This is a genomic window from Winkia sp. UMB3158 (assembly GCF_030217145.1).
GTDB lineage: Bacteria > Actinomycetota > Actinomycetes > Actinomycetales > Actinomycetaceae > Winkia > Winkia anitrata.
In genome coordinates, this window is the sequence record NZ_JASONH010000008.1 from 1 (window position 1) to 19,298 (window position 19,298).

17 protein-coding genes and 1 other RNA gene are annotated in these 19,298 nt (G+C 53.6%); 6 read left to right on the forward strand and 12 right to left on the reverse strand.

From position 1 onward, the window contains the following. Positions 1-209: hypothetical protein (locus tag QP400_RS09070; protein WP_285444631.1), on the forward strand; the 209-nt coding region annotated here is incomplete at its 5' end. 211 nt (positions 210-420) lie between these two features. Here QP400_RS09070 and tyrS read toward each other — a convergent pair. The 7 genes from tyrS to pheS all read right to left on the reverse strand — a co-directional run bounded on the left by tyrS (position 421) and on the right by pheS (position 9,317). Next, positions 421-1,683 carry a tyrosine--tRNA ligase gene (gene tyrS / locus QP400_RS09075; protein ID WP_004806341.1) on the reverse strand — a complete coding sequence of 421 codons (1,263 nt, stop codon included), beginning with the start codon at positions 1,681-1,683 and terminating at the stop codon, positions 421-423. A gap of 90 nt (positions 1,684-1,773) precedes the next feature. After that, the gene (argH, locus tag QP400_RS09080; RefSeq protein ID WP_004806340.1) at positions 1,774-3,177 is read right to left on the reverse strand and encodes an argininosuccinate lyase; all 1,404 of its coding nucleotides are present in this window, start codon (positions 3,175-3,177) and stop codon (positions 1,774-1,776) included. 9 nt (positions 3,178-3,186) lie between these two features. Further along, positions 3,187-4,419 carry an argininosuccinate synthase gene (locus QP400_RS09085; protein ID WP_040315060.1) on the reverse strand — a complete coding sequence of 411 codons (1,233 nt, stop codon included), beginning with the start codon at positions 4,417-4,419 and terminating at the stop codon, positions 3,187-3,189. 13 nt (positions 4,420-4,432) lie between these two features. Next, entirely contained in the window at positions 4,433-4,942 is a 510-nt protein-coding gene (locus QP400_RS09090; protein ID WP_004806336.1) for an arginine repressor, read from the reverse strand. 119 nt (positions 4,943-5,061) lie between these two features. Further along, positions 5,062-5,568: a flavodoxin domain-containing protein gene (locus QP400_RS09095; protein ID WP_004806334.1), complete on the reverse strand. Its 507-nt coding sequence runs from the start codon at positions 5,566-5,568 to the stop codon at positions 5,062-5,064. A 117-nt stretch (positions 5,569-5,685) separates the two neighbouring features. Next, complete coding sequence (gene pheT / locus QP400_RS09100) at positions 5,686-8,241, reverse strand: phenylalanine--tRNA ligase subunit beta (protein ID WP_004806332.1); 2,556 nt, start codon at positions 8,239-8,241, stop codon at positions 5,686-5,688. Continuing rightward, positions 8,241-9,317, reverse strand: a complete 1,077-nt coding sequence (pheS, locus tag QP400_RS09105; RefSeq protein ID WP_004806330.1) for a phenylalanine--tRNA ligase subunit alpha — start codon at positions 9,315-9,317, stop codon at positions 8,241-8,243. Before pheS ends, pheT begins: the two co-directional genes overlap by 1 nt. A 101-nt stretch (positions 9,318-9,418) precedes the next feature. Here pheS and map point away from each other — a divergent pair, with 101 nt between their 5' ends. Together map and ppgK are read left to right on the forward strand one after the other, a co-directional pair. Then, the gene (gene map, locus QP400_RS09110) at positions 9,419-10,306 is read left to right on the forward strand and encodes a type I methionyl aminopeptidase (RefSeq protein ID WP_004806328.1); all 888 of its coding nucleotides are present in this window, start codon (positions 9,419-9,421) and stop codon (positions 10,304-10,306) included. Between the two features lie 12 nt (positions 10,307-10,318). Next, entirely contained in the window at positions 10,319-11,065 is a 747-nt protein-coding gene (ppgK, locus tag QP400_RS09115) for a polyphosphate--glucose phosphotransferase (protein ID WP_004806327.1), read from the forward strand. A 43-nt stretch (positions 11,066-11,108) separates the two neighbouring features. On the opposite strand, the gene rnpB is transcribed toward ppgK, so the two are convergent. From rnpB to QP400_RS09130, 3 genes are all read right to left on the reverse strand, one after another. Then, an RNA gene (gene rnpB, locus QP400_RS09120) (RNase P RNA component class A) lies at positions 11,109-11,458 on the reverse strand. 37 nt (positions 11,459-11,495) lie between these two features. Next, the gene (locus tag QP400_RS09125; protein ID WP_004806325.1) at positions 11,496-12,230 is read right to left on the reverse strand and encodes a zinc ribbon domain-containing protein; all 735 of its coding nucleotides are present in this window, start codon (positions 12,228-12,230) and stop codon (positions 11,496-11,498) included. A gap of 9 nt (positions 12,231-12,239) precedes the next feature. Then, positions 12,240-13,106: a Nif3-like dinuclear metal center hexameric protein gene (locus tag QP400_RS09130; RefSeq protein ID WP_065420872.1), complete on the reverse strand. Its 867-nt coding sequence runs from the start codon at positions 13,104-13,106 to the stop codon at positions 12,240-12,242. A 103-nt stretch (positions 13,107-13,209) separates the two neighbouring features. Here QP400_RS09130 and QP400_RS09135 point away from each other — a divergent pair, with 103 nt between their 5' ends. Both QP400_RS09135 and QP400_RS09140 read left to right on the forward strand, forming a co-directional pair. Next, complete coding sequence (locus QP400_RS09135; protein ID WP_004806320.1) at positions 13,210-14,568, forward strand: NAD(P)/FAD-dependent oxidoreductase; 1,359 nt, start codon at positions 13,210-13,212, stop codon at positions 14,566-14,568. Positions 14,569-14,577: 9 nt separating this feature from the next. Continuing rightward, positions 14,578-15,339 carry a YaaA family protein gene (locus QP400_RS09140; RefSeq protein WP_004806317.1) on the forward strand — a complete coding sequence of 254 codons (762 nt, stop codon included), beginning with the start codon at positions 14,578-14,580 and terminating at the stop codon, positions 15,337-15,339. On the opposite strand, the gene QP400_RS09145 is transcribed toward QP400_RS09140, so the two are convergent. Then, the gene (locus QP400_RS09145) at positions 15,319-16,641 is read right to left on the reverse strand and encodes an APC family permease (protein ID WP_004806315.1); all 1,323 of its coding nucleotides are present in this window, start codon (positions 16,639-16,641) and stop codon (positions 15,319-15,321) included. The genes QP400_RS09140 and QP400_RS09145 overlap by 21 nt on opposite strands. Positions 16,642-16,744: 103 nt before the next feature. Between QP400_RS09145 and QP400_RS09150 the strand changes: the two genes are divergently transcribed. Then, a complete protein-coding gene (locus QP400_RS09150) occupies positions 16,745-18,190 on the forward strand; it encodes an LssY C-terminal domain-containing protein (protein ID WP_004806313.1) in 1,446 nt (481 codons plus the stop codon). On the opposite strand, the gene hisC is transcribed toward QP400_RS09150, so the two are convergent. Beyond that, on the reverse strand, positions 18,182-19,243 hold the full coding sequence (gene hisC, locus QP400_RS09155) for a histidinol-phosphate transaminase (RefSeq protein ID WP_004806311.1): 1,062 nt from the start codon (positions 19,241-19,243) through the stop codon (positions 18,182-18,184). The two genes, QP400_RS09150 and hisC, sit on opposite strands and share 9 nt — an antisense overlap. Positions 19,244-19,298 lie beyond the last annotated feature (55 nt).

Below are 19,298 nucleotides of genomic sequence, written 5' to 3' on the forward strand. Positions count from 1 at the left end.
TTAAGCACGCCGTCAGCGTTCGTCCTGAGCCAGGATCAAACTCTCCAAACAAAAACATTCAGAAAACACCCCAAAAAGGGCAATCCCAACCAAAAAAACAAAAAAAGACCAAACACAACCAAAACAGTTGCGCAAAGCCCACACACAAAAAAGAGCAAAAACAAAAACACACTATCGAGAACAAAAACAACCACACCACGAACCTCTAGAATTAGAAGTTGGGACGCTGCAGTTCCGCAGCACGGGAATCTATCCTAGAAGAATTCCCTGAAGCTTGTCAAGTAGATTCTCGCAGAAGATTTATTCCCTTGTCCGTCGCGGCGAACCGCAACGGGTAATACTATAAGCAGCTACTACCCCAGAATACAAAATTCAGGCACGGTGAGCCTGAACACACCGCGCCTGAACTGGGGTAATACTCTATTCTGCCGTCGCTACAGCCAGATTTCGCTTCCCCTTGCGCACTAGCACCTTTCCGCCAGATAGCAGATCTGTTTCGGCGATCACATAATCGACGTCCTCTACCTTCTGATTATTCAGGTAAGCGCCACCGGACTTGATCGTCCTCCGGGCGGCTCCCTTCCCCTTCTCTAATCCTGTACCAACTAGAAGATCGACAATTGTGGAGGTGCCTACTTCAAGTTCAGTTGCCGGAAGGGACTCTGTAGCCGAAGCTAGAGTCGACGCATCGATCGATGCCAGATCGCCCTTACCCCACAGAGCTTCAGTAGCAGCAAGAACCTGATCCGTTACTTCATCGCCATGGACAAGTCGGGTTACGGATTCTGCAAGCTCCTTTTGGGCCGCCCGCAATTGAGGCTTCTCCGCAGTCAGCTTCTCTAGCTCTTCAATTTCCTCGCGAGACTTGAATGTAAACACCTTCAAGAAACGAATTACGTCTGCGTCCTCGGCAGTAAGCCAGAACTGATAGAAGGCGTAGGGTGACATCATTTCGGGATCTAGCCAAATAGCCCCGCCCTCAGATTTGCCAAACTTCGTTCCATCCGCCTTAGTAATGAGCGGCGTAGTCATAACGTGTACGGATTCGCCCTTCACCTTACGGATCAGGTCCATGCCACCGACCAAATTACCCCACTGGTCGTTGCCACCAGTCTCCAGGGTGCAGCCGTAGCGCTCAAACAGCTGCAAGAAGTCATTCGCCTGCAAAATCTGGTAGGAGAACTCCGTGTAGGAAATACCTTCTTCGGACTTTAAGCGCCTCGCTACCGCATCCTTCGAGAGCATGGCCCCCATGCGGAAATTCTTCCCCAGGTCTCTTAGCAGATCGATCGCCGAGAGCTCACTGGTCCAATCAAGGTTATTCACCATGACTGCCGCATTGTCGCCCTCGAAAGACAGGAAGTGAGCGATCTGACCGCGCAACCGCTCTACCCAACCTTCCACGACCTCGCGTGACTGGAGAGTACGCTCGCCCTTCATTCTAGGATCGCCAATGAGTCCGGTCGCTCCCCCGACAAGTGCAATCGGCTTATGCCCGGCATTTTGCAAATGACGCATCATAAGCACCTGCACCAGATGCCCGTGGTGGAGCGATGCAGCAGTAGGATCGAAACCACAATAGAAAGTGACAGGTCCCTGCGCCAGGGTCTTGCGCAGTTCTTCTAAATCCGTGTGCTGGGCGATGAGACCACGCCATTGCAGCTCGTCGATAATATCCGTCACTGTCATTCCTTCCAGAAAATGGTTTCTTATTCTCTTAGTAGTTTCTCGCATAGAAGTAGCTAAATGCCAACTCCACAGCAAAGATATTCGCTATTCGGCCCGAAAACACTTTGCCAGTTGCTTTGCCTCAAGCAACTGTTCTGCAACTCGACAAGGTGCTGTACCACCCACCCCATTACGAGAGGTCACCGAGCCTTTCGCGCTGAGTACAGCCCTTAGCTCGGGTGTCAAAGCAGGAGAAATAGTCTGGAATTCCTTATCCGTCAGCTCCCACAGCTCACGGCCGGTTGCATCAGCAAGTGCAACGCATCGCCCCGAAATGGAATGCGCGTTCCTAAAGGCCATACCTTGGCGCACCAGCCATTCAGCGACATCTGTCGCCAGCGAAAAACCCCGCGGAGCCAGGTAGCCCATTCGATCAGTATGAAGAGTCATCGTCCTAACCATTCCAGCCATAGCTGGCAACAGGACATCCAACGTGTCTATCTGGTCGAATACCGGTTCTTTGTCCTCTTGCAGATCCCGGTCGTAAGCCAGGGGAATTCCTTTCAATACAACCAGCAAGGTCTGCAAATCCCCAATAAGTCTGCCTGCCTTCCCGCGAGCAAGCTCAGCTACGTCAGGATTCTTCTTCTGCGGCATAATCGAGGATCCAGTAGAGAACGAGTCAGCAAGCGTGACATATCCGAACTCCACGGTATTCCAAGTAATTATCTCTTCTGCCAGGCGTGATAGATCAATACCTATCTGCGCGCAGATAAAAGAGAACTCCGAGACGACATCGCGGCTAGCTGTACCGTCTATGGAATTCTTGCAAGGAGCAGCAAACCCGAGTTCATCTGCAATATTCGAAGCATCCAGTCCCAAGGTATTGCCTGCAAGCGCCCCTCCCCCGTACGGAGAATATTGCGCTCGGCTATCCCAGTCTCGGAATCGGCCCAGATCACGCAGCAACGGCCAGACATGGGCTAGCAATTGGTGGGCTACCAATACGGGTTGAGCATGTTGCATGTGAGTGCGCCCCGGCATAATCGCGTCCCCAACACGCTCGGCCTGCTCAATTAGCGAGTCCACGAGATCCAGCACCCGTCCGTGAAGATGTGTTGCCTGCTCACGCAGATACATTCGGATCAGAGTAGCAATCTGGTCATTTCTGGATCTACCAGCACGCAGTTTCCCACCGAGCTCATCGCCCGCAATCTCAAGGAGCCCCCTCTCGAGGGCGGTATGCACGTCCTCGTCCGACGCCAGCGGAACAAAGGTGCCAGCTAGAACCCGCTCTCGCAATGTCAAAAGAGCTTCTTCCATCTGGGAGTGTTCTAAGTCAGTCAAGAGTCCTACTCGGTGTAGTTCCCTCGCATGCGCAAGTGAGCCAGCAATGTCGTAAGGTGCCAACCGCCAGTCAAAATGCGTAGATCGAGACAATGCGTCCAGTGCCTCAGAAGGCTGACCCGAAAATCTACCTCCCCATAGACTTATCTTCTTTTCTTGCATCGATGCACCCTACAAATTGCCTATACCGAAATCCACGCCGTGCCCAAACTTCACGTCACGAGCCGCAGCTAGCTTCGCCGGCAACCCGTAGATTTCAATGAACCCCTTAGCATAGGACTGGTCAAACGTATCCCCAGTCTCGTAAGTTGCCAGATTGAAATCGTAGAGCGAAGACTCCGAACGACGCCCAGTCACAGTAGCCCTACCCCCATGTAGTTGTAGGCGAATATCCCCAGTCACATAGGTTTGCGTGTCTTTGATAAAAGCATCCAAAGATTTCTTTAACGGACTAAACCACTGGGCGTCATAGACCAGCTCTGCCCAGCGCCGATCCACCTGTCTCTTGAATCGCGCCTGCTCGCGCTCGATGGTGACATTCTCTAGTTCTCTGTGAGCTTCGATCAGCGCGATCGCACCGGGAGCCTCGTAAATCTCTCTGGACTTGATGCCCACCAGGCGGTCCTCGACAATATCGATTCGACCTATCCCCTGGGCTCCCGCCCTGGTATTCAATTCCTGAATAATCTGAAGCGGATTCATTAGATTTCCGTCAATAGCAACGGGAATTCCCTTCTCGAATGAGATGACTAACTCGTCGGGAAGCGGCGGGTAAGTGGGATCATCCGTGTAGGTATAAACATCTTTAGTGGGCGCGTTCCACAGATCCTCCAAAAATCCTGTCTCTACAGCCCTGCCCCACACGTTTTGATCGATTGAGAACGGATTGTGTTTCGTTGTTTCAATGGGCAGCTGGTGCTCCTGGCCATATTCAATCGCCACGTCCCGCGTCAGTGCTAGATCCCGCACCGGAGAGATACAACTGAGATCGGGAGCCATAGAGGTAAAGGAGACCTCAAACCTAACCTGGTCATTTCCCTTGCCGGTGCACCCATGCGCCATCGTGTCAGCGCCAAACTGCCTAGCTGCACGAACAAGATGCTTCACAATTAGCGGCCTAGAAATGGCCGACACCAGCGGATATTTATCTTGGTACAACGCGTTTGCCTGCAGAGCAGGCATGCAGTATTCGGAAGCAAATTCTTCTTTAGCATCAGCGACGTAAGCTTCCACCGCTCCGCAATCCAACGCCCTCTGTCTGATTACCTCGAGGTCTTCCCCGCCCTGGCCGACATCGACTGCAACGGCAATAACCTCGGCTCCAGTTTGTTCACCAATCCAGCCGATCGCTACCGAGGTATCTAGGCCACCGGAATAGGCTAATACAATCCTTTTCTTTGACATCTCATACTCCCCCTCAATTTTCAGTTCCACGCGACTCTGCGAAATTCATTAGATATTGGGTCACTTCTTCGGCTTGCTCCGGATCGACACAGATGATGAGGACGGTGTCATCGCCCGCAACACAGCCCACCACGCCTTCAAGCATCGCCCCATCGATGGCAGAAGCAAGCAGCTGGGCAGCACCAGCAGGCGTCCTAAGAACCACCTGATGGGCCACGGCCGTAGCTGCCACCACTAGGTCTTGGCTCCATCGTCGGAGCCTCACTTCACCCGATTCTGTAGATACCTCTCCAGGCACAACCCGGGTAGTCGAGAGACCGTAAACATAGTCCCCCGATTCGTTACGAACCTTTGTCGCATGCATCTCGACCAGGTCTCGAGACAAGGTTGCCTGAGTAGTAGTGATTCCACGGGCCCCTAGAGCATCACGGAGCTCAGATTGAGATCCAATAGTTTCCGATGCAAAGATCTCGGCAATCGCTGCCCTACGCGCAGCTTTAGTTCCTGGCCTAACCTGTCCCATTCGCGTATCTCCTTCAGAAAGACTGTGCGCATAACTATACATTATTACGCATAATCATGACAATGAGGTTAAACCAAGGTGGACGGCCAAAGCCGCCCACCTTCGAGTATTACTAACTGCTAATTCTTCTTGGCTTCGAGCTCATCAAGCTTAGAAGCCACCTGCTGAGCCCACTTGCGGATGCGTTCCCACTCGCGGAAATCGCCCTCTAAAGCACCGCCAAGACGGGCAACGGTACGTTCACGCAAATTCAGCACAGTGGGATCCAACTTGCCCTTGAAGGTGACATAATCGATCGGTTCCATAGACAGAAGAACTGGCCCTACCCTGGAGGGATCTTGGACATTGCCCTTAGGAACCCCCGAAAGACCGACCGAGAATGCCCACATAGGCAATGTGCGAAGCTCTTCACCGAACTTCTTTGCAAAATCACCTGCCCCTTCGAGCCACTGAGTCATGTATACCGCACTACCCAAGACTACGGCGTCAATGCCGGATAGGTCGCGGACTTTACCTGGATCAACCCGTTTTGCCTCGTGACCTGCGTTTCGCAGCTCATCGACGATGACGTCACCGATTTCACCTGTGGAACCATGTTTTGTCGCAACTGCTACTAACGTCTTCATGCGTTAAGTATCGCTCCAAAGTTTCGATATTGCGTAATAAAAAGTCCCAATAAATGAAATTCCGCGCCCCCAGCCGGGGCGCGGAATCTTGCTCTTGGGTCCTCTTACCTAAGCAAACTAGCTACGAAGCTCAGCTCCAAACTTCTTGCCAGCCTTCTTCACTATTCGCTTACGCAAAGAAGCTGTTTCTTCCGCTGTCAGCGTGCGATCCGCAGCGCGCATCTTCATCGAGAAGGCAAGCGACTTCTTCCCTTCCCCAATGTTCGCACCACGGTAAATATCGAAGAGGCGTACTTCTTCACAAACATCACCAAGCAAAGTACGAATGAGCTGTGCTACGTCCTCGGCAGGAAGAGATTCATCCACTACGAGCGCAATATCTTCCTTCGAAGGCGGGAAGGTAGAGACAGCTTTAACCTGCTTAGGCTCTTGCGAAGCCTTCTGCAAAACAGCCGACAGGTCTAGCTCACAAGCAACTGCGCGGGCAGGCAAGTGATACTCAGTCACTACCTGCGGGTGCAATTCACCTGCTCGACCAATTTCCTTACCTTCTACACTCAGCCGTGCGACTCGGCCTGGATGGAACGGTTCGGGCAATTCGGCGAGTGCCTCAACGTCCATTTGCACCCCGGCAATGCGGCAAATACTGCGCGCCAGCTCAATTCCATCTGCCCAGTCAAAATTACGGACGCTCCCGAGAACACCGGTTGGCCCTGCCTGACCGGCAAGAATTATCCCGACGTGCTGCGGCTGGCTCGGTACCCCCTTGTGTAGGGCGGCAATGGTTTGCTCATCCGGCCTTTTATCTGCCCTTGGCAGTGACGCAGGCACAGTTCCCTTAGCGAAGTAGACCTTTCCTACCTCGAAGATTGCTAGAGATTCAGTGCCACGGGCGATATTCAGTTCCGCCACAGGCAGGAGCGAATCGAGAATTGAAGTACGCAGATAAGGATGATCAGCGGCCAGCGGGTTAGCAAGCTTCACCGCATCCCTGCGCGAATCCTGCTCCTCTAGGCGCTGCCTATCAAAAGCATCCCCTACGAACGGGTACGACAGCACCTGGGTAAGACCAGAAGCAGCGAGACCGTTTTGCACATCGCGACGGACAGCCTGAGAGAAAGAAAGGCCAGTTCCTGCCGGAGCATGCGGCACAATCGACTCAATCTTGTCGTAGCCATCCAAACGAGCGATCTCTTCTACCAAATCCGCCGGCCCGGTAAGATCGGGACGCCACGACGGCGCAGTAACACGAAGCTGGTCCCCATCCTGATCTACCTGCGCACCAATCATCTCGAGCAGCTCAGTTATTCGGCCAACACCGTAATCGACGCCCGTGAGCCTGGAAGGATACGACTGGCCCATAGCAATCGGGGTCGGCTCAGGAACGTTGTTCAGATCAGTAATATGACTGTCTGCTTCTCCGTGACCGTACTCGACCAACAGATCAACCGCGCGCTGAGCGGCTACCGCCTGCAGCTGTGGGTCCACCCCGCGCTCGAAGCGTTTTGCGGCTTCGGTAGGTAGCTTGTGCCGCCGCGAGGAGCGCGCAATAGACACTGCGTCAAAGTGGGCTGCTTCGAGCAACACATCGGTGGTGCCCTCCTCGACCTCGGTATCCGCACCACCCATCACACCTGCAATGGCAAGCACTCGGTTTCCCTGCGCACCGTCACAGATAAGTAGGTCTTCGGGATCCAATTCGCGCTTTACCTCGTCAAGAGTAGTTAGGCTCTCGCCTGCCTTAGCGCGACGCACGTGCAAAGCCTCGTCTACCTTAGACAGATCGTATGCGTGCATTGGCTGTCCAAGATCCATCATCACGTAGTTAGTGACGTCTACGGGCAAAGAAAGCGAGCGCATCCCAGCTACCTCTAGACGATGAACCATCCACTCAGGAGTCTTTGCCTGCGGATCGACGCCACGCACCACGCGCGTTACGAAACGATCGCAACCAATGTTCCCGCGAATGGGGTTCTGGTCCGAGATCTTTACGCTGAATCCCTTACCATCAGCCTCCGGCACGGGAGCAATACCTGGGTCCTCAAACGGCTGCCCTGTGGAATGAGAGTATTCCCTGGCAAGACCACGCATCGAGAAACAATAGCCCCTATCAGGGGTGACGTTCACTTCCAAGATCTCTTCGCCGAAGCCAAACAGATCCATTAACGACTCGCCTGGCTCAGGTATCTGCTCCGGAGAATAGCGTTCTGTAAGCACCAGAATGCCATTATGTTCATTCGAAAGCCCCAGCTCGCGCTCAGAGCAGATCATGCCGTCAGAGATGTGTCCGTAAGTCTTCCTAGAGCTAATAGAAAATGGACCCGGAAGGACCGCTCCAGGCAACACAACAGCAACCAGGTCACCCGGACCAAAGTTATGCGCGCCGCAGATGATCCCCCGCGAAGGCAGATCCGACGGTTCTTTGCCCTCACCGGGAGCGTCGTTGTGTACCCCGACGTCTACACGGCAGTAGTTGATAACCTTGCCGTTCTTCTGTTCCTTTGGCTCCTGAGTCAGCACCTTGCCCACTACCAGCGGACCCTGCACCTGCGAGGCATGGATCTCTTCTTCTTCGATACCCACCTTCACCAGATCAGCTGCAAGTTGAGCTGCATCTGTTCCTTCGGCGATCTTGGTGTGCTCGCCAAGCCAATCCAAAGTTACGTACGGCATCAATTGCCCCTTCCGGTAGTACCAAATTGACTCGAGAAACGGACGTCGCCCTCGACAATGTCATGCATGTCAGCAATTCCATGCTGCAGCATCAATGTACGCTCAATTCCCATGCCGAATGCGAATCCCGTATAGACGTCGGGATCGATACCGCAGGCGCGTAAGACATTGGGATTGACCATGCCACAACCGCCCCACTCGATCCAGCCGGCGCCCCCCTTCTTCTGCGGGAACCACAGGTCCATTTCGGCACTTGGCTCGGTAAATGGGAAGTATGAGGGACGCAACCGAGTCTTTGCCTCCGGGCCGAACATCGTCTTGGCAAAGTGGTCCAACGTCCCCTTCAGATGAGCCATAGTGATGCCCTTGTCAACTGCCAAACCTTCAACCTGGTGGAACACTGGCGTGTGAGTAGCATCCAGCTCATCGGATCGGAAGACCTTGCCTGGGCAGGCAACGTAAACGGGCGGCTCTTTATCGAGAAGCACTCGAGCTTGCACCGGGGAAGTATGAGTACGCATGACTAGGTTTCCCTCGCGCACAGATTGTCCGCCAATAGAGGTCCCATCGACGTAAAAAGTATCCTGCATCTGCCGGGCCGGATGATCAATATCGAAGTTGAGCGCGTCAAAATTGAACCATTCGTGCTCAATTTCAGGACCATCTGCAATATCCCACCCCATCGAGACGAAGAAGTCGGATATTTGTTCCATGAGCGTTTCTAGTGGGTGACGGGCTCCCGTTAGTGAACGGTCGGTAGGCACCGTAACATCCACTACTTCCTGTGCGAGTGCACGCTCTTCAGCCTCCCGCGCAAGTTCTTCATTCCTCTTAGCAAATGCACTTTGCACGGCGCCACGGGCTGCACCCATGCGCTTTCCCGCCTCGGCCTTTTGCTCCTTCGGCACCTCTCGCATCATGCGATTGGCCGACGCGATTGGAGAACCATCGCCAATATGTTGCGCCTTCAGAGCCTTCAATTCTTCTAGATCAGTAGCTGCTGCGAAAGCTTCCAGTGCTTCCTTAACCGCAGCCTCAATACCTGGCCCATCTAATGGGGTGAGCTGGCTAGTCATAAAAACTTTTCCTCCACCAAGTTCCTTTGCACACCAAGGTTACCGCGACAGGGGCCTGCTTATGAATTCAGTCCGCCCCTATGGGGCTTTAGAATGGGAGCATGAATAATCTTGCTAACCGTGCACCCTTAGGAAACACCAAGGCGGGCCAGCTTTCTCCGAGGCTCGCAGTACCCGGACACATTGAACGCCCTGAGTACATGTTCCATGATGGCCCAGAGGTCGTAACTGCCTCTGACACCAAGGATCCAGAGACCGTAGAGAAGATTCGAATTGCAGGACGCATCGCTGCCGATGCGCTCGCCGAAGCAGCCAAGGCCGTTGCCCCCGGTGTTACTACAGATGAGCTAGATAAAATAGCCCACCAATACATTATCGACCACGATGCCTACCCGTCCTGCCTGGGTTACATGGGATTCCCCAAATCTATTTGCACTTCAGTAAATGAGGTAATTTGCCACGGCATTCCGGATGATCGCCCACTCGAAGATGGCGACATCGTGAACCTCGATGTCACCGCCTACAAGAACGGAGTCCACGGCGATACCTGTGCAATGGTCGAGGTAGGTAATGTAGACGAGGAGTCTAGGCTACTAATCGAGCGCACAGAAAAAGCAATGATGCGCGGCATAAAGGCCGTAAAGCCGGGACGCGAAATCAACGTCATTGGAAGGGTAATTGAGTCTTACGCTAAGCGCTTCGATTACGGAGTAGTTCGCGACTATACCGGCCACGGAGTTGGGGAAGCATTCCATTCAGGACTAATCGTCCCCCACTACGATGCTTCGCCGGGCGCTAACGAAGTGATGGAAGTAGGGATGGTGTTCACCATCGAACCCATGCTCACTTTGGGTAGTATTGATTGGAAACAATGGGACGACGACTGGACAGTTGTTACAGCTGATCGTTCCCGCACCGCACAGTTTGAGCACACGATCGTTGTGACTGAGGACGGGGCCGAGATCCTGACCTTGCCGACGCAGAACTAGAAAGGGCAATCAATGGCGCTTGCATTCGGAGTTGACGTAGGCGGTTCCGGCATCAAAGGAGCTTTGGTAGACCTAGAAACCGGCGAGTTAGCCCAGGAACGCCAGAAGATTAAGACTCCGATTCCCGCGACGCCAAAAGCAGTAGCGGAAGTAATAGGCGAGCTAATTCGCAAGTGCGAAGTACCGGAGGGCACCCCGATTGGGGTTGCCTTACCGGCACCACAGCGCCACGGCACGGTCATGTTTATGGCAAATCTTGACCAGTCGTGGGTAGGTGTAAATGTCTGCGACGCAATCGAGAAGTACACCGGCTATAAGGTGAGATCAGTAAATGATGCGGATGCCGCTGGCTACGCCGAGGTCGCATACGGTGCCGCAAAAGATAATCATGGTGTTGTAATTGTGACCACTCTAGGCACCGGCATCGGTTCTGCCCTAGTAGTAGACGGAGTGCTAGTGCCGAACACCGAGCTCGGGCATATCGAAATTGATGGTCATGATGCTGAGCAAAAGGCTGCTGCCTCAGTACGCGAAAAGAAAAAGCTTTCTTGGGATAAATGGGCAAAACGGTTACAGAAGTACTACTCCACTTTGCAGATGCTCTTCACCCCTGACCTTTTCGTTGTGGGCGGCGGAGTATCACGACATCACGAGAAGTTCCTTCCGAAACTGGATTTGAAGACTCCCATAAAACCGGCCGAGCTACGTAATACTGCTGGAATAGTCGGCGCAGCGATCCTAGCTGCAAAAGACAAATAAAAATATGGGTTGTGGGGAACCTGCAGGTTCCCCACAACCCATATTTTTGAGCCGGCCTATAAGCCGGGTTCTGTACCTCATTGAGAGGCGACGGCCATCCATCTACCCCTGTCGTTGCCGACAGGATCTAGCAACCTACCTGCAAGGGTAAGCGGACCACCTTCCTTGCTACTTGGTCTTGCTCCGGGTGGGGTTTACCATGCCGCTTCAGTCACCTGCCGCGCGGTGAGCTCTTACCTCGCCTTTTCACCCTTACCTACTAGACGTTGTCTATAGGCGGTATTTTTTCTGTGGCACTAGCCCGCGGGTTACCCCGGGTGGCCGTTAGCCACCACCCTGTCCTGTGGAGCCCGGACTTTCCTCGACTCACGCCGCGACCGTCCGGCCGGCTCGTCCACACAGTTTACGCGCATGCAAGCCCCTGGCAAAGTCAGAGCTGCGGCAACCTGACAATAAGGTATTCGTACTCCTCGGAATAGATCAGCTCGTCCGGAGAAGCTGAACGAATTTCTTCCCACTCTGCCGGCGCGAAATCGATATGAGAATCAACCACATTGCGGCCCCGAACACAAACTATTCCAACACCACCGGTGCGTTCACGAATCCGTTCATATTCGGCAACCAAATCAGGATCAATGTTGCTGATCAGTTCCTCGCGCTTGTCCTCTAGATTGCCAATCTGCTCGTCCAGGTCGAGGCCAGATTCGCCGACCTTCTGCTCAAATTCCTGAATCCGTTCATCTAGCTGGGTAATCTTGGCGGTAGAATTATCCACCTGCTGTTGCAACTGTTCGGCCTGCTCCATGGCCTCGAGAGCGATGGCTTCCAACTCTGCGCGCCTTCTCGCGAGCTGATTTAGCTCCCCCTGCAATGAGGACAATTCCTTATGCGATGCCTCGCCTGAATCTAGGCGAGATTGCTGCAAATTCTGCCTGGAGACTACCTTCTCTACGTCTACTTCAGCATCACGTTGGCGCCGTTGTGCATCATGCGTACGCGTCTTTACAGATACTTGCGCCTCTACCAGGGATCGCCGCTCCTCCCTCAACTTCTGAATCTGTTCCAGCTCCGGGAGAGTTTTCTTCTGATGCCGCAATTTCGCGAGCTTCTGATCTATTTCTTGAACGTCTACAAGCTTAATCTGCTCCGATGCCGCTACCTTCATTGTTCCCCTCTATTCTGCTGGAAAATACTCGACCCATGGATCTGTAATGGTACGGGATACATATACCTGTATACCAAGTCCTACCTTTGCGAGTTCACCGGAAATGTCCTTCGCAGCTATTGGCAGCCATGGAAATTCAGTCGCGTAATGCGATCCGCAAAGTAAAGCACAGCCGCCGTCCTCAATATGTTCGGAGCTTGGATGGTGCCGCAAATCCGCTGTCAGATAAGCCTGCGCGCCAGAGCGCGCTGCCGCTTCAAGTAGGGAGTCGCCCGCGCCCCCTGAGACAGCAAAGGTTTCGATTCTTGTAGCCGGATCACCGGACATTAGGATTCCGGAGCTGCCCACCGGCAACACCCGTGCAGCTTCGCGCGCGAGCTGGGCAAGCTCTACCGGCTCAGGCAACCTGCCAACTCGGCCAAGCCCAAGAGTGGGATCATCCTTCGAAGGCGCGAGCGGCCTCGTCTCCCTCAAGCCAAAAGCCGCGGCGAGCGCATACGCCACGCCCCGCGACGCAGAATCAGCATTAGTGTGGGCGTTAGCCAACGCTATTCTATTCATTAGTAGATCAGTTACAGCCTTACCTTTATAATCTGTCGTTGCTAGGAAAGACGTGCCGCGCAAGTACAGCGGATGGTGGGTGATCACCATATCCACCTCGAGATCGATCGCCTCTTTGACAACTATCGGCACAGGATCGACTGCAAGTAGAATTTTTCGGACCGGCCAGTCCGGATCCCCCAGGATAAGGCCCACCTTGTCCCACTCTTCTTTGAGTTTATATGGATATAGGAATTCCATTACCTTAATTACATCTTGCACGCAACCGCGGTGGCCTTGCAGGTCAATAGCTAGTTCCGGTCGAGAAATATACATACTTACACCTTGCATTAATCCTACTCGAGCTGGCACAATCAAACCGCTGCGAGTGCTTACAGCCCAAAAGTAGCATGTTGATAAGTCCATAAAAGGAGTTCCCGTGGCAAAAGCTCACGTTGTCATTGTCGGTTCCGGATTCGGAGGCCTATTCGCGGCGAAAGCCCTCGCTAAAGAAGACGTAGCTATCACACTGATCGACAAGACCAGCCATCACCTATTTCAACCTCTGCTTTACCAGGTTGCAACCGGCATCTTGTCCCCTGGGCACATTGCCCCTTCAACTCGCGAGATTCTGCGGCGCCAAAAGAATGTGCGCGTATTGCTCGGATTAGTCGAAGACATCGACGCGAAATCAAAAACCGTAATTTGGCGAAACCACTCAAACCGTTACCACACCGACTATGACTATTTAGTTGTAGCAACTGGTGCTGGTCAGTCATACTTCGGCAACGACCAATTTGCTAAGTTCGCTCCGGGTATGAAAACAATCGATGATGCACTGGAGCTGCGCGCCCGAATCTTCGGAGCATTCGAACGCGCTGAACTGGAGGAAGATCCGGTAAAGCGACGTAGACTACTTACTTTCGTAGTCGTTGGCGCTGGTGCCACCGGCGTAGAGATGGCTGGCCAGATTCGCGAACTCGCATCTAGGACCCTCAAGAACGAATTCCGGAAAGTAAATCCGGAAAATGCGCGCGTTGTCCTAGTGGACGGCGCGCCCACCCCGCTGCCCGCATTCGGAGAGAAACTGGGAGGCGTAACCCGTAAAGAGCTAGAGAAACTTGGCGTCGAAATACGTATGAACCAAATGGTTACCGATGTCGATGCAGACTCGGTAACCATCAAAGACAAAGACGGCAACACCGAAGTTATAGAATCCATCTGCAAAGTTTGGGCAGCTGGCGTCAAGGGCTCTCCACTCGGCCAGAAACTAGCAGAAGCGACTGGTGTAGAACTGGACCGCGCAGGACGCGTAAAGGTAAACGACCGTCTACAAGTGCCTGGTTTCGAAGATATTTATGTGGTCGGAGACCTCATGTCTCGCGAAGGCGTTCCCGGAGTGGCACAAGGTGCGATTCAGTCCGGTCGGTACGTCGCCAAAGCTATAATCACCAAGCTCTCCGGTGGCGAACCAACCCCATTTGAGTATTGGGACAAAGGTTCAATGGCTACCATCGCAAAATTTAGTGCCGTAGCATCCATCGGGAAAGTCAAGTTCCACGGATTCCCAGCGTGGCTCTCCTGGTGCTTCCTGCACTTGCTCTACATCGCCGGGTTTAAGGCGCGAGTGGGAACTTTGCTGCACTGGCTCATCTCGTTCCTCTCCAATGGTCGTTCGTCGCGCACTACCACCAATCAGCAGCTAGTGGGCCGACTCGCCCTCGAGCGCTTCGGTAGCGGCGCCTCAGGAAAACTACTTCGCGGTGAAGACCTCAACCTGGACGGTAAGCGTAGCTAGAATCAAAACATGATCGTTCTGCTCCCTTCCTCAGAAGGCAAAAGCTCCCCCACTGGGGCCGACTTCGACCTAGATAGGATCTCTCCCTTCAATAGAGAGTTGAGGGCTGCTAGGGAGCAGGTTCTAGCAGAACTAATAGAAACCAGTGCGCGCCCGGACGCGCTGGAAGTGTTGGGGGTTGGTCCCCGCGCTGCCAGCGCGGTCGGAGCTAATACCAAACTAAGAACAGCAGCGACGGGTCCGGCCTATACTGTCTATTCCGGTGTCTTGTATGAAGCCGGAAATCTTGCTCAGGCAGCAGCCAATGTCGGCCCCCAGAGCCAGGTGGGTCTTTATGTCCAATCGGCACTGTTCGGCATAGTCGACCTCTTCAGTGCCATCCCCGCTTACCGCCTCTCGATAAACACAAAGCTGCCAACCCTAGGTAGCCTAGGTTCATTTTGGCGCGACCACTTGGCGAACCTCATGAATGCACAAATCGGCTCACAGACCGTCATAGACTGCAGATCTGCCGCATATGCAAAAGTATGGCCAGGCCCAGACCACAACCTCTTCAGCGTGGGAGTACGCGCGCTGCGAGATGGCCGCGAAAAAGTTATCTCACACATGGCAAAGAAATATCGTGGACTACTTGCTACTGCCCTCCTCGAAGAAGGCAAAGATCTGACCATAGACGAGGTCTTAGAGCTATCCCGAACCCTGCCAGAAATACGCGACGCCCGATTAGAAGAGCTGCCGCGGGCTACCGCACTAACTCTTCTTGTGAAATAGGCCGCGCCCAGCCCGCGCCAGTAGGCCCAGTACTGCCCATCCGGCGGCGATCAACAGTGCAGTGTGCGAAGCATCGATCAAAAGAACAAGAACAACTGCCATCCCCAGCACCGGTATCACTGCTGCGCGAACGCCCTCGCCCTTCGAAAAAGCATAGTAACCAATCACAGAAGCGTGAAGGAACAGGAAGGCAACCAGAGCACCAACTGTAACCATGGTTGAAAGCGTTTCCAAGCCTGAAGGCGACAAAGCAGCAAGCGTCGAAACCACCAACGTCACGCCCGCAGACAACAACGTTGCATTCTTAGGCACTCGTTCCTTCTGTTCTACCTCGCCAAGAAATGTAGGCAAGTCTCCCCCACGTCCCATTGCGTAAAGAAGACGAGACGCCGCAGCCTGGGCGACAAATGCTGAGAAAATCGGACCAACCGCCCTCATAAGGGTGATGGGCAGATGCAGCCATGTTCCTATCTGCCTATCCAGCATGTCGTAGAAAGCAGTCCCCTGTACCTCCGGATGGCTCCTTAGGAATTCAGGACTGTAGGGGCTAAGCAAAGACGCCAAATAGGTCTGCAGAATAAATAATGCAGCAGCAACAATTAGACACACCCCCAATGCCTTACCGACGTCCTTAGTATCTCCGGTAGTTTCTTCCGCAAAAGAGGCAATCGCATCAAAGCCCAAGAACGCCAAGGCCGCCACCGTAGCGGCCCCAAACATTCCAGACCAATCAAACCGACCAAAACCCGCAATAGGACTGCCAACGCTGCGCACTGCTCCACTAGTGCACAGGACGTAAATGGCGGAAGCCACGAAGGTTGCCAGCATGATTATTTCGACCACCAGCACCCACGTTCCAACCTTCGCAGCTAAGCGCACCCCCAACAGGTTCATCACGGTGATGGCCACAACCGCGCAAACTGTAAAGCCCCAGGTAGGAATTGCTGGGAATAACGCATTGAATGCTATTCCCATGAACAAGACCGCCATTGCCGGAATAAATAAGTAGTCAAGCGTAAGCATCCATCCGGATGCCAATGCCGGAAACTTCCCTAGCCCAGCTTGCGCATAGGCATAAACCGAGCCCGCCTTGGGAACAACATGCGACATCCGCGCATACGAATACGCCGTCGCCCCCATCCCAAGTGCCGCCACGGCAAAAACTAGCGGAGTAACCCCATCAGAACGGGCGTCTAGAACGCCGAAGGTCCCCATAGGCGCGGTAATGCCAATAAAAAGCATTCCATAAACCACAAGGTCACGGATCGAAAGAGAACGGCGAAGAGTGGGCTTTTCAGACATAGTTCAATTGTCCCGTTAGAACCGCAAATATCCAACTCTGTAGCAAGGCGAAGTACCTGCTAAGCACCTCTTTTCCTTGCACAATGCGCGATAAGATCAAGGAGTGTCTAAAGGTAAGCAACGCGTCCGCAATTTCCGACTCAAGCACACCAAGGCAGGCTTGATCGATAAAGTCTTCTTCATTCTTGCCTTCCTGGCCGGACTGTGGCTCAACATATTTCTGCTGATAGAGGTGTGGTCACGAGGTTGGTGGGCCATTCTGCTCGCCCTCCTTATATGGGGCGTCGCCTCCTACCTAACGCTGCCGCGGCTACACTCCATCCTCACAGATATCTACGTGCCAAATTATTTTATTGGGCGGGCAAAAACCTCTGACGGCCTATTAGGTGACCCAATCAACCTGGCGGCTCACGGATCCGCTCAACAGATTCACGCCGCGATGCGAAAAGCCGGATGGACTCTGGCTGACCCGATCACGGCCACCTCGGCTTGGAAGATGGTTCAATCAACACTGACGCGCAAGTCCTACCCGGAAGCCCCCATTTCCCCCCTCCATCTGTTCGAACGAAAACAAGATTTTGCCTACCAGCAAGAGGTAGACGGCAACCCGAAGGCCCGCCATCACGTGCGCTTCTGGGCGACTCCGAAAGACTGGTTGCTGCCCGGTGGTAAAAAAGTCGATTGGCTAGCCGGAGGTACATTCGACAAAGCCGTGGGTCTATCTATCTTCACCCTGCAGGTGACGCACAAGATCGACGAAGACACTGACATCGAACGCGACCACATCGTAGATACGGTCACGGAGGCTAATCCGAACGCCCAGGTTGATGTACTTGAAGACTTCTCAACCGGCTACCATTCTAGAAATGGCGGCGGAGACCAAATAAAAACCGACGGGAACCTCCCCATTATGGATCTGCGTGAAATCGAAGCCGAAGACATAGACCGGGAACGCGCCCGAAAAACTCTCGAAAACATGAAGGCCCAGGAAGCAGCCGGAGCAGACACGGATTCCTCGTTTATGGAGGCCTTCAAACTCCATGGAAAGCACTCCATCGGCGATGCGTCCAGACTCACGAAAGACCTCGCCAAGACCCGGCCGCTATCAGCATTTTTAGGGGTGCTGACTGTACTTGCCTCAGCCGCGATAGGGATTCTTACCTTTGCCTGGACTCTGTGGCACTGGGACCACTATGTGCACGCTGCAGTTGCAAATCAGATTCTAGACAAACTACCTGTCTCAGAAATTCACGAGGCAGCCCCCATGCTGGCTACAGCTGGTGCAGGGGTCATGGTGGTGCTACTGCTCGTCGAATTCCTGCTCTGTTGGCGAATGATGAACGGATCGGGCCTTGCCCGCCTTCTACTGATGGCTGTTATTTTGGCCCAGCTCGTTATGTTCTCAGTAGGCTACTTCCTGGCCTGGAAAGCAAACTTTGCTGTAATCGTCCTGCACGTGGGCCTACTGACTATTGCCCTAATGCAACTCTCCGAGCCCGATACAAGAAAGTTCGTATCGATGCGTTCCCTGGAAGCCCAGTCAGACTAGGAGATCGCCAACCAGAGCCAGAAAACGGTCGTTTTCTTCCGGTAAGCCAACAGAAACCCGCAGTCCCTCCGGGAACGGACGCAGCGCTACCCCACGCTCCAAACATTGGTCAGCAGCAGTAAAAGTCTCATCACGAAGAACTTCCTTAGGTAACCAAATGAAGTTGGCCTGAGACTGCCCCGATACCCCGAATGTGGCCAGCACCTTCAAGATCCTGTCCCTCTCGCCTCGGATCTTTTCTACAGATTGGGCAACTACCTTCTGATTAGCCATAGCTGCCTCAGCAAGCGCCTGCGCGGGCGCTGATACACCAAATGGTGTAGCAACCGCCGAGATAGCCCCTAGAAGCTCTTCGTCACCTACCAAATACCCAACGCGAGCACCGGCTAATGCATACGCCTTTGAAAAAGTTCTGCCAACGACCACATTCGGGAATCTCTTAAGCGAGCCAACGATGCTCGAATAGGAATCATCAGCAAAATCGATATAGGCCTCATCTACTAGAACCAGAACAGTGGGGTCTATTCTTTCAATGAAATCCATTAGCTCCGGTAAGGCTATAGCCGCACCTGTTGGATTATTCGGGTTGCAGATTATAACCGCTTTCGTGCGCTCCGAGAGAGCCGCGGCCATTGCATCTAAATCGTGCCTGCCCTCCACCAAAGGAACCGGCACGGCCGTAGCTCCCACAGTAGCGGTGGCTATCGGATAGGACTCAAACGAGCGCCACGGGTACACTACTTCGTCTCCCGGTCCTGCCACAGCGGCTAGACAATGAACAAGTAAAGCTGAAAGTCCAGTCCCGCAAAGAATCTGAGATGCAGACACTTCGTGGTGCTTTGCAATCACCTCGCGGAGGCTAGTACAGAACATATCCGGGTATCGATTTACCGATTCCACCGCTTCTTTTCCAGCGTGAACCACCAGCTGTTCGGGCAAGTATGGGTTCTCGTTGGAAGAAAGCTTCACCGGGTCTTGCCCCGGCGCCTTCTTCCCAGGCTGATAGCGCGGAAGAGTGCGGACCTGAGGAAGAACGTTTACTGTCAGTGTCATAGTTTCACCCTAGTTCGTCGGCCTTCCGACTAACGCACGAGTCCGCGCTTCGACC

Bases quoted from the DNA above. Each gene is read 5' to 3' on its own strand.
- argH (WP_004806340.1), bottom strand. From the start codon at position 3,177: ATGCAAGAAAAGAAGATAAGTCTATGGGGAGGTAGATTTTCGGGTCAG.
- QP400_RS09085 (WP_040315060.1), bottom strand. From the start codon at position 4,419: ATGTCAAAGAAAAGGATTGTATTAGCCTATTCCGGTGGCCTAGATACC.
- QP400_RS09090 (WP_004806336.1), bottom strand. From the start codon at position 4,942: ATGGGACAGGTTAGGCCAGGAACTAAAGCTGCGCGTAGGGCAGCGATT.
- QP400_RS09095 (WP_004806334.1), bottom strand. From the start codon at position 5,568: ATGAAGACGTTAGTAGCAGTTGCGACAAAACATGGTTCCACAGGTGAA.
- pheT (WP_004806332.1), bottom strand. From the start codon at position 8,241: ATGCCGTACGTAACTTTGGATTGGCTTGGCGAGCACACCAAGATCGCC.
- pheS (WP_004806330.1), bottom strand. From the start codon at position 9,317: ATGACTAGCCAGCTCACCCCATTAGATGGGCCAGGTATTGAGGCTGCG.
- map (WP_004806328.1), top strand. From the start codon at position 9,419: ATGAATAATCTTGCTAACCGTGCACCCTTAGGAAACACCAAGGCGGGC.
- ppgK (WP_004806327.1), top strand. From the start codon at position 10,319: ATGGCGCTTGCATTCGGAGTTGACGTAGGCGGTTCCGGCATCAAAGGA.
- QP400_RS09125 (WP_004806325.1), bottom strand. From the start codon at position 12,230: ATGAAGGTAGCGGCATCGGAGCAGATTAAGCTTGTAGACGTTCAAGAA.
- QP400_RS09130 (WP_065420872.1), bottom strand. From the start codon at position 13,106: ATGTATATTTCTCGACCGGAACTAGCTATTGACCTGCAAGGCCACCGC.
- QP400_RS09140 (WP_004806317.1), top strand. From the start codon at position 14,578: ATGATCGTTCTGCTCCCTTCCTCAGAAGGCAAAAGCTCCCCCACTGGG.
- QP400_RS09145 (WP_004806315.1), bottom strand. From the start codon at position 16,641: ATGTCTGAAAAGCCCACTCTTCGCCGTTCTCTTTCGATCCGTGACCTT.
- hisC (WP_004806311.1), bottom strand. From the start codon at position 19,243: ATGACACTGACAGTAAACGTTCTTCCTCAGGTCCGCACTCTTCCGCGC.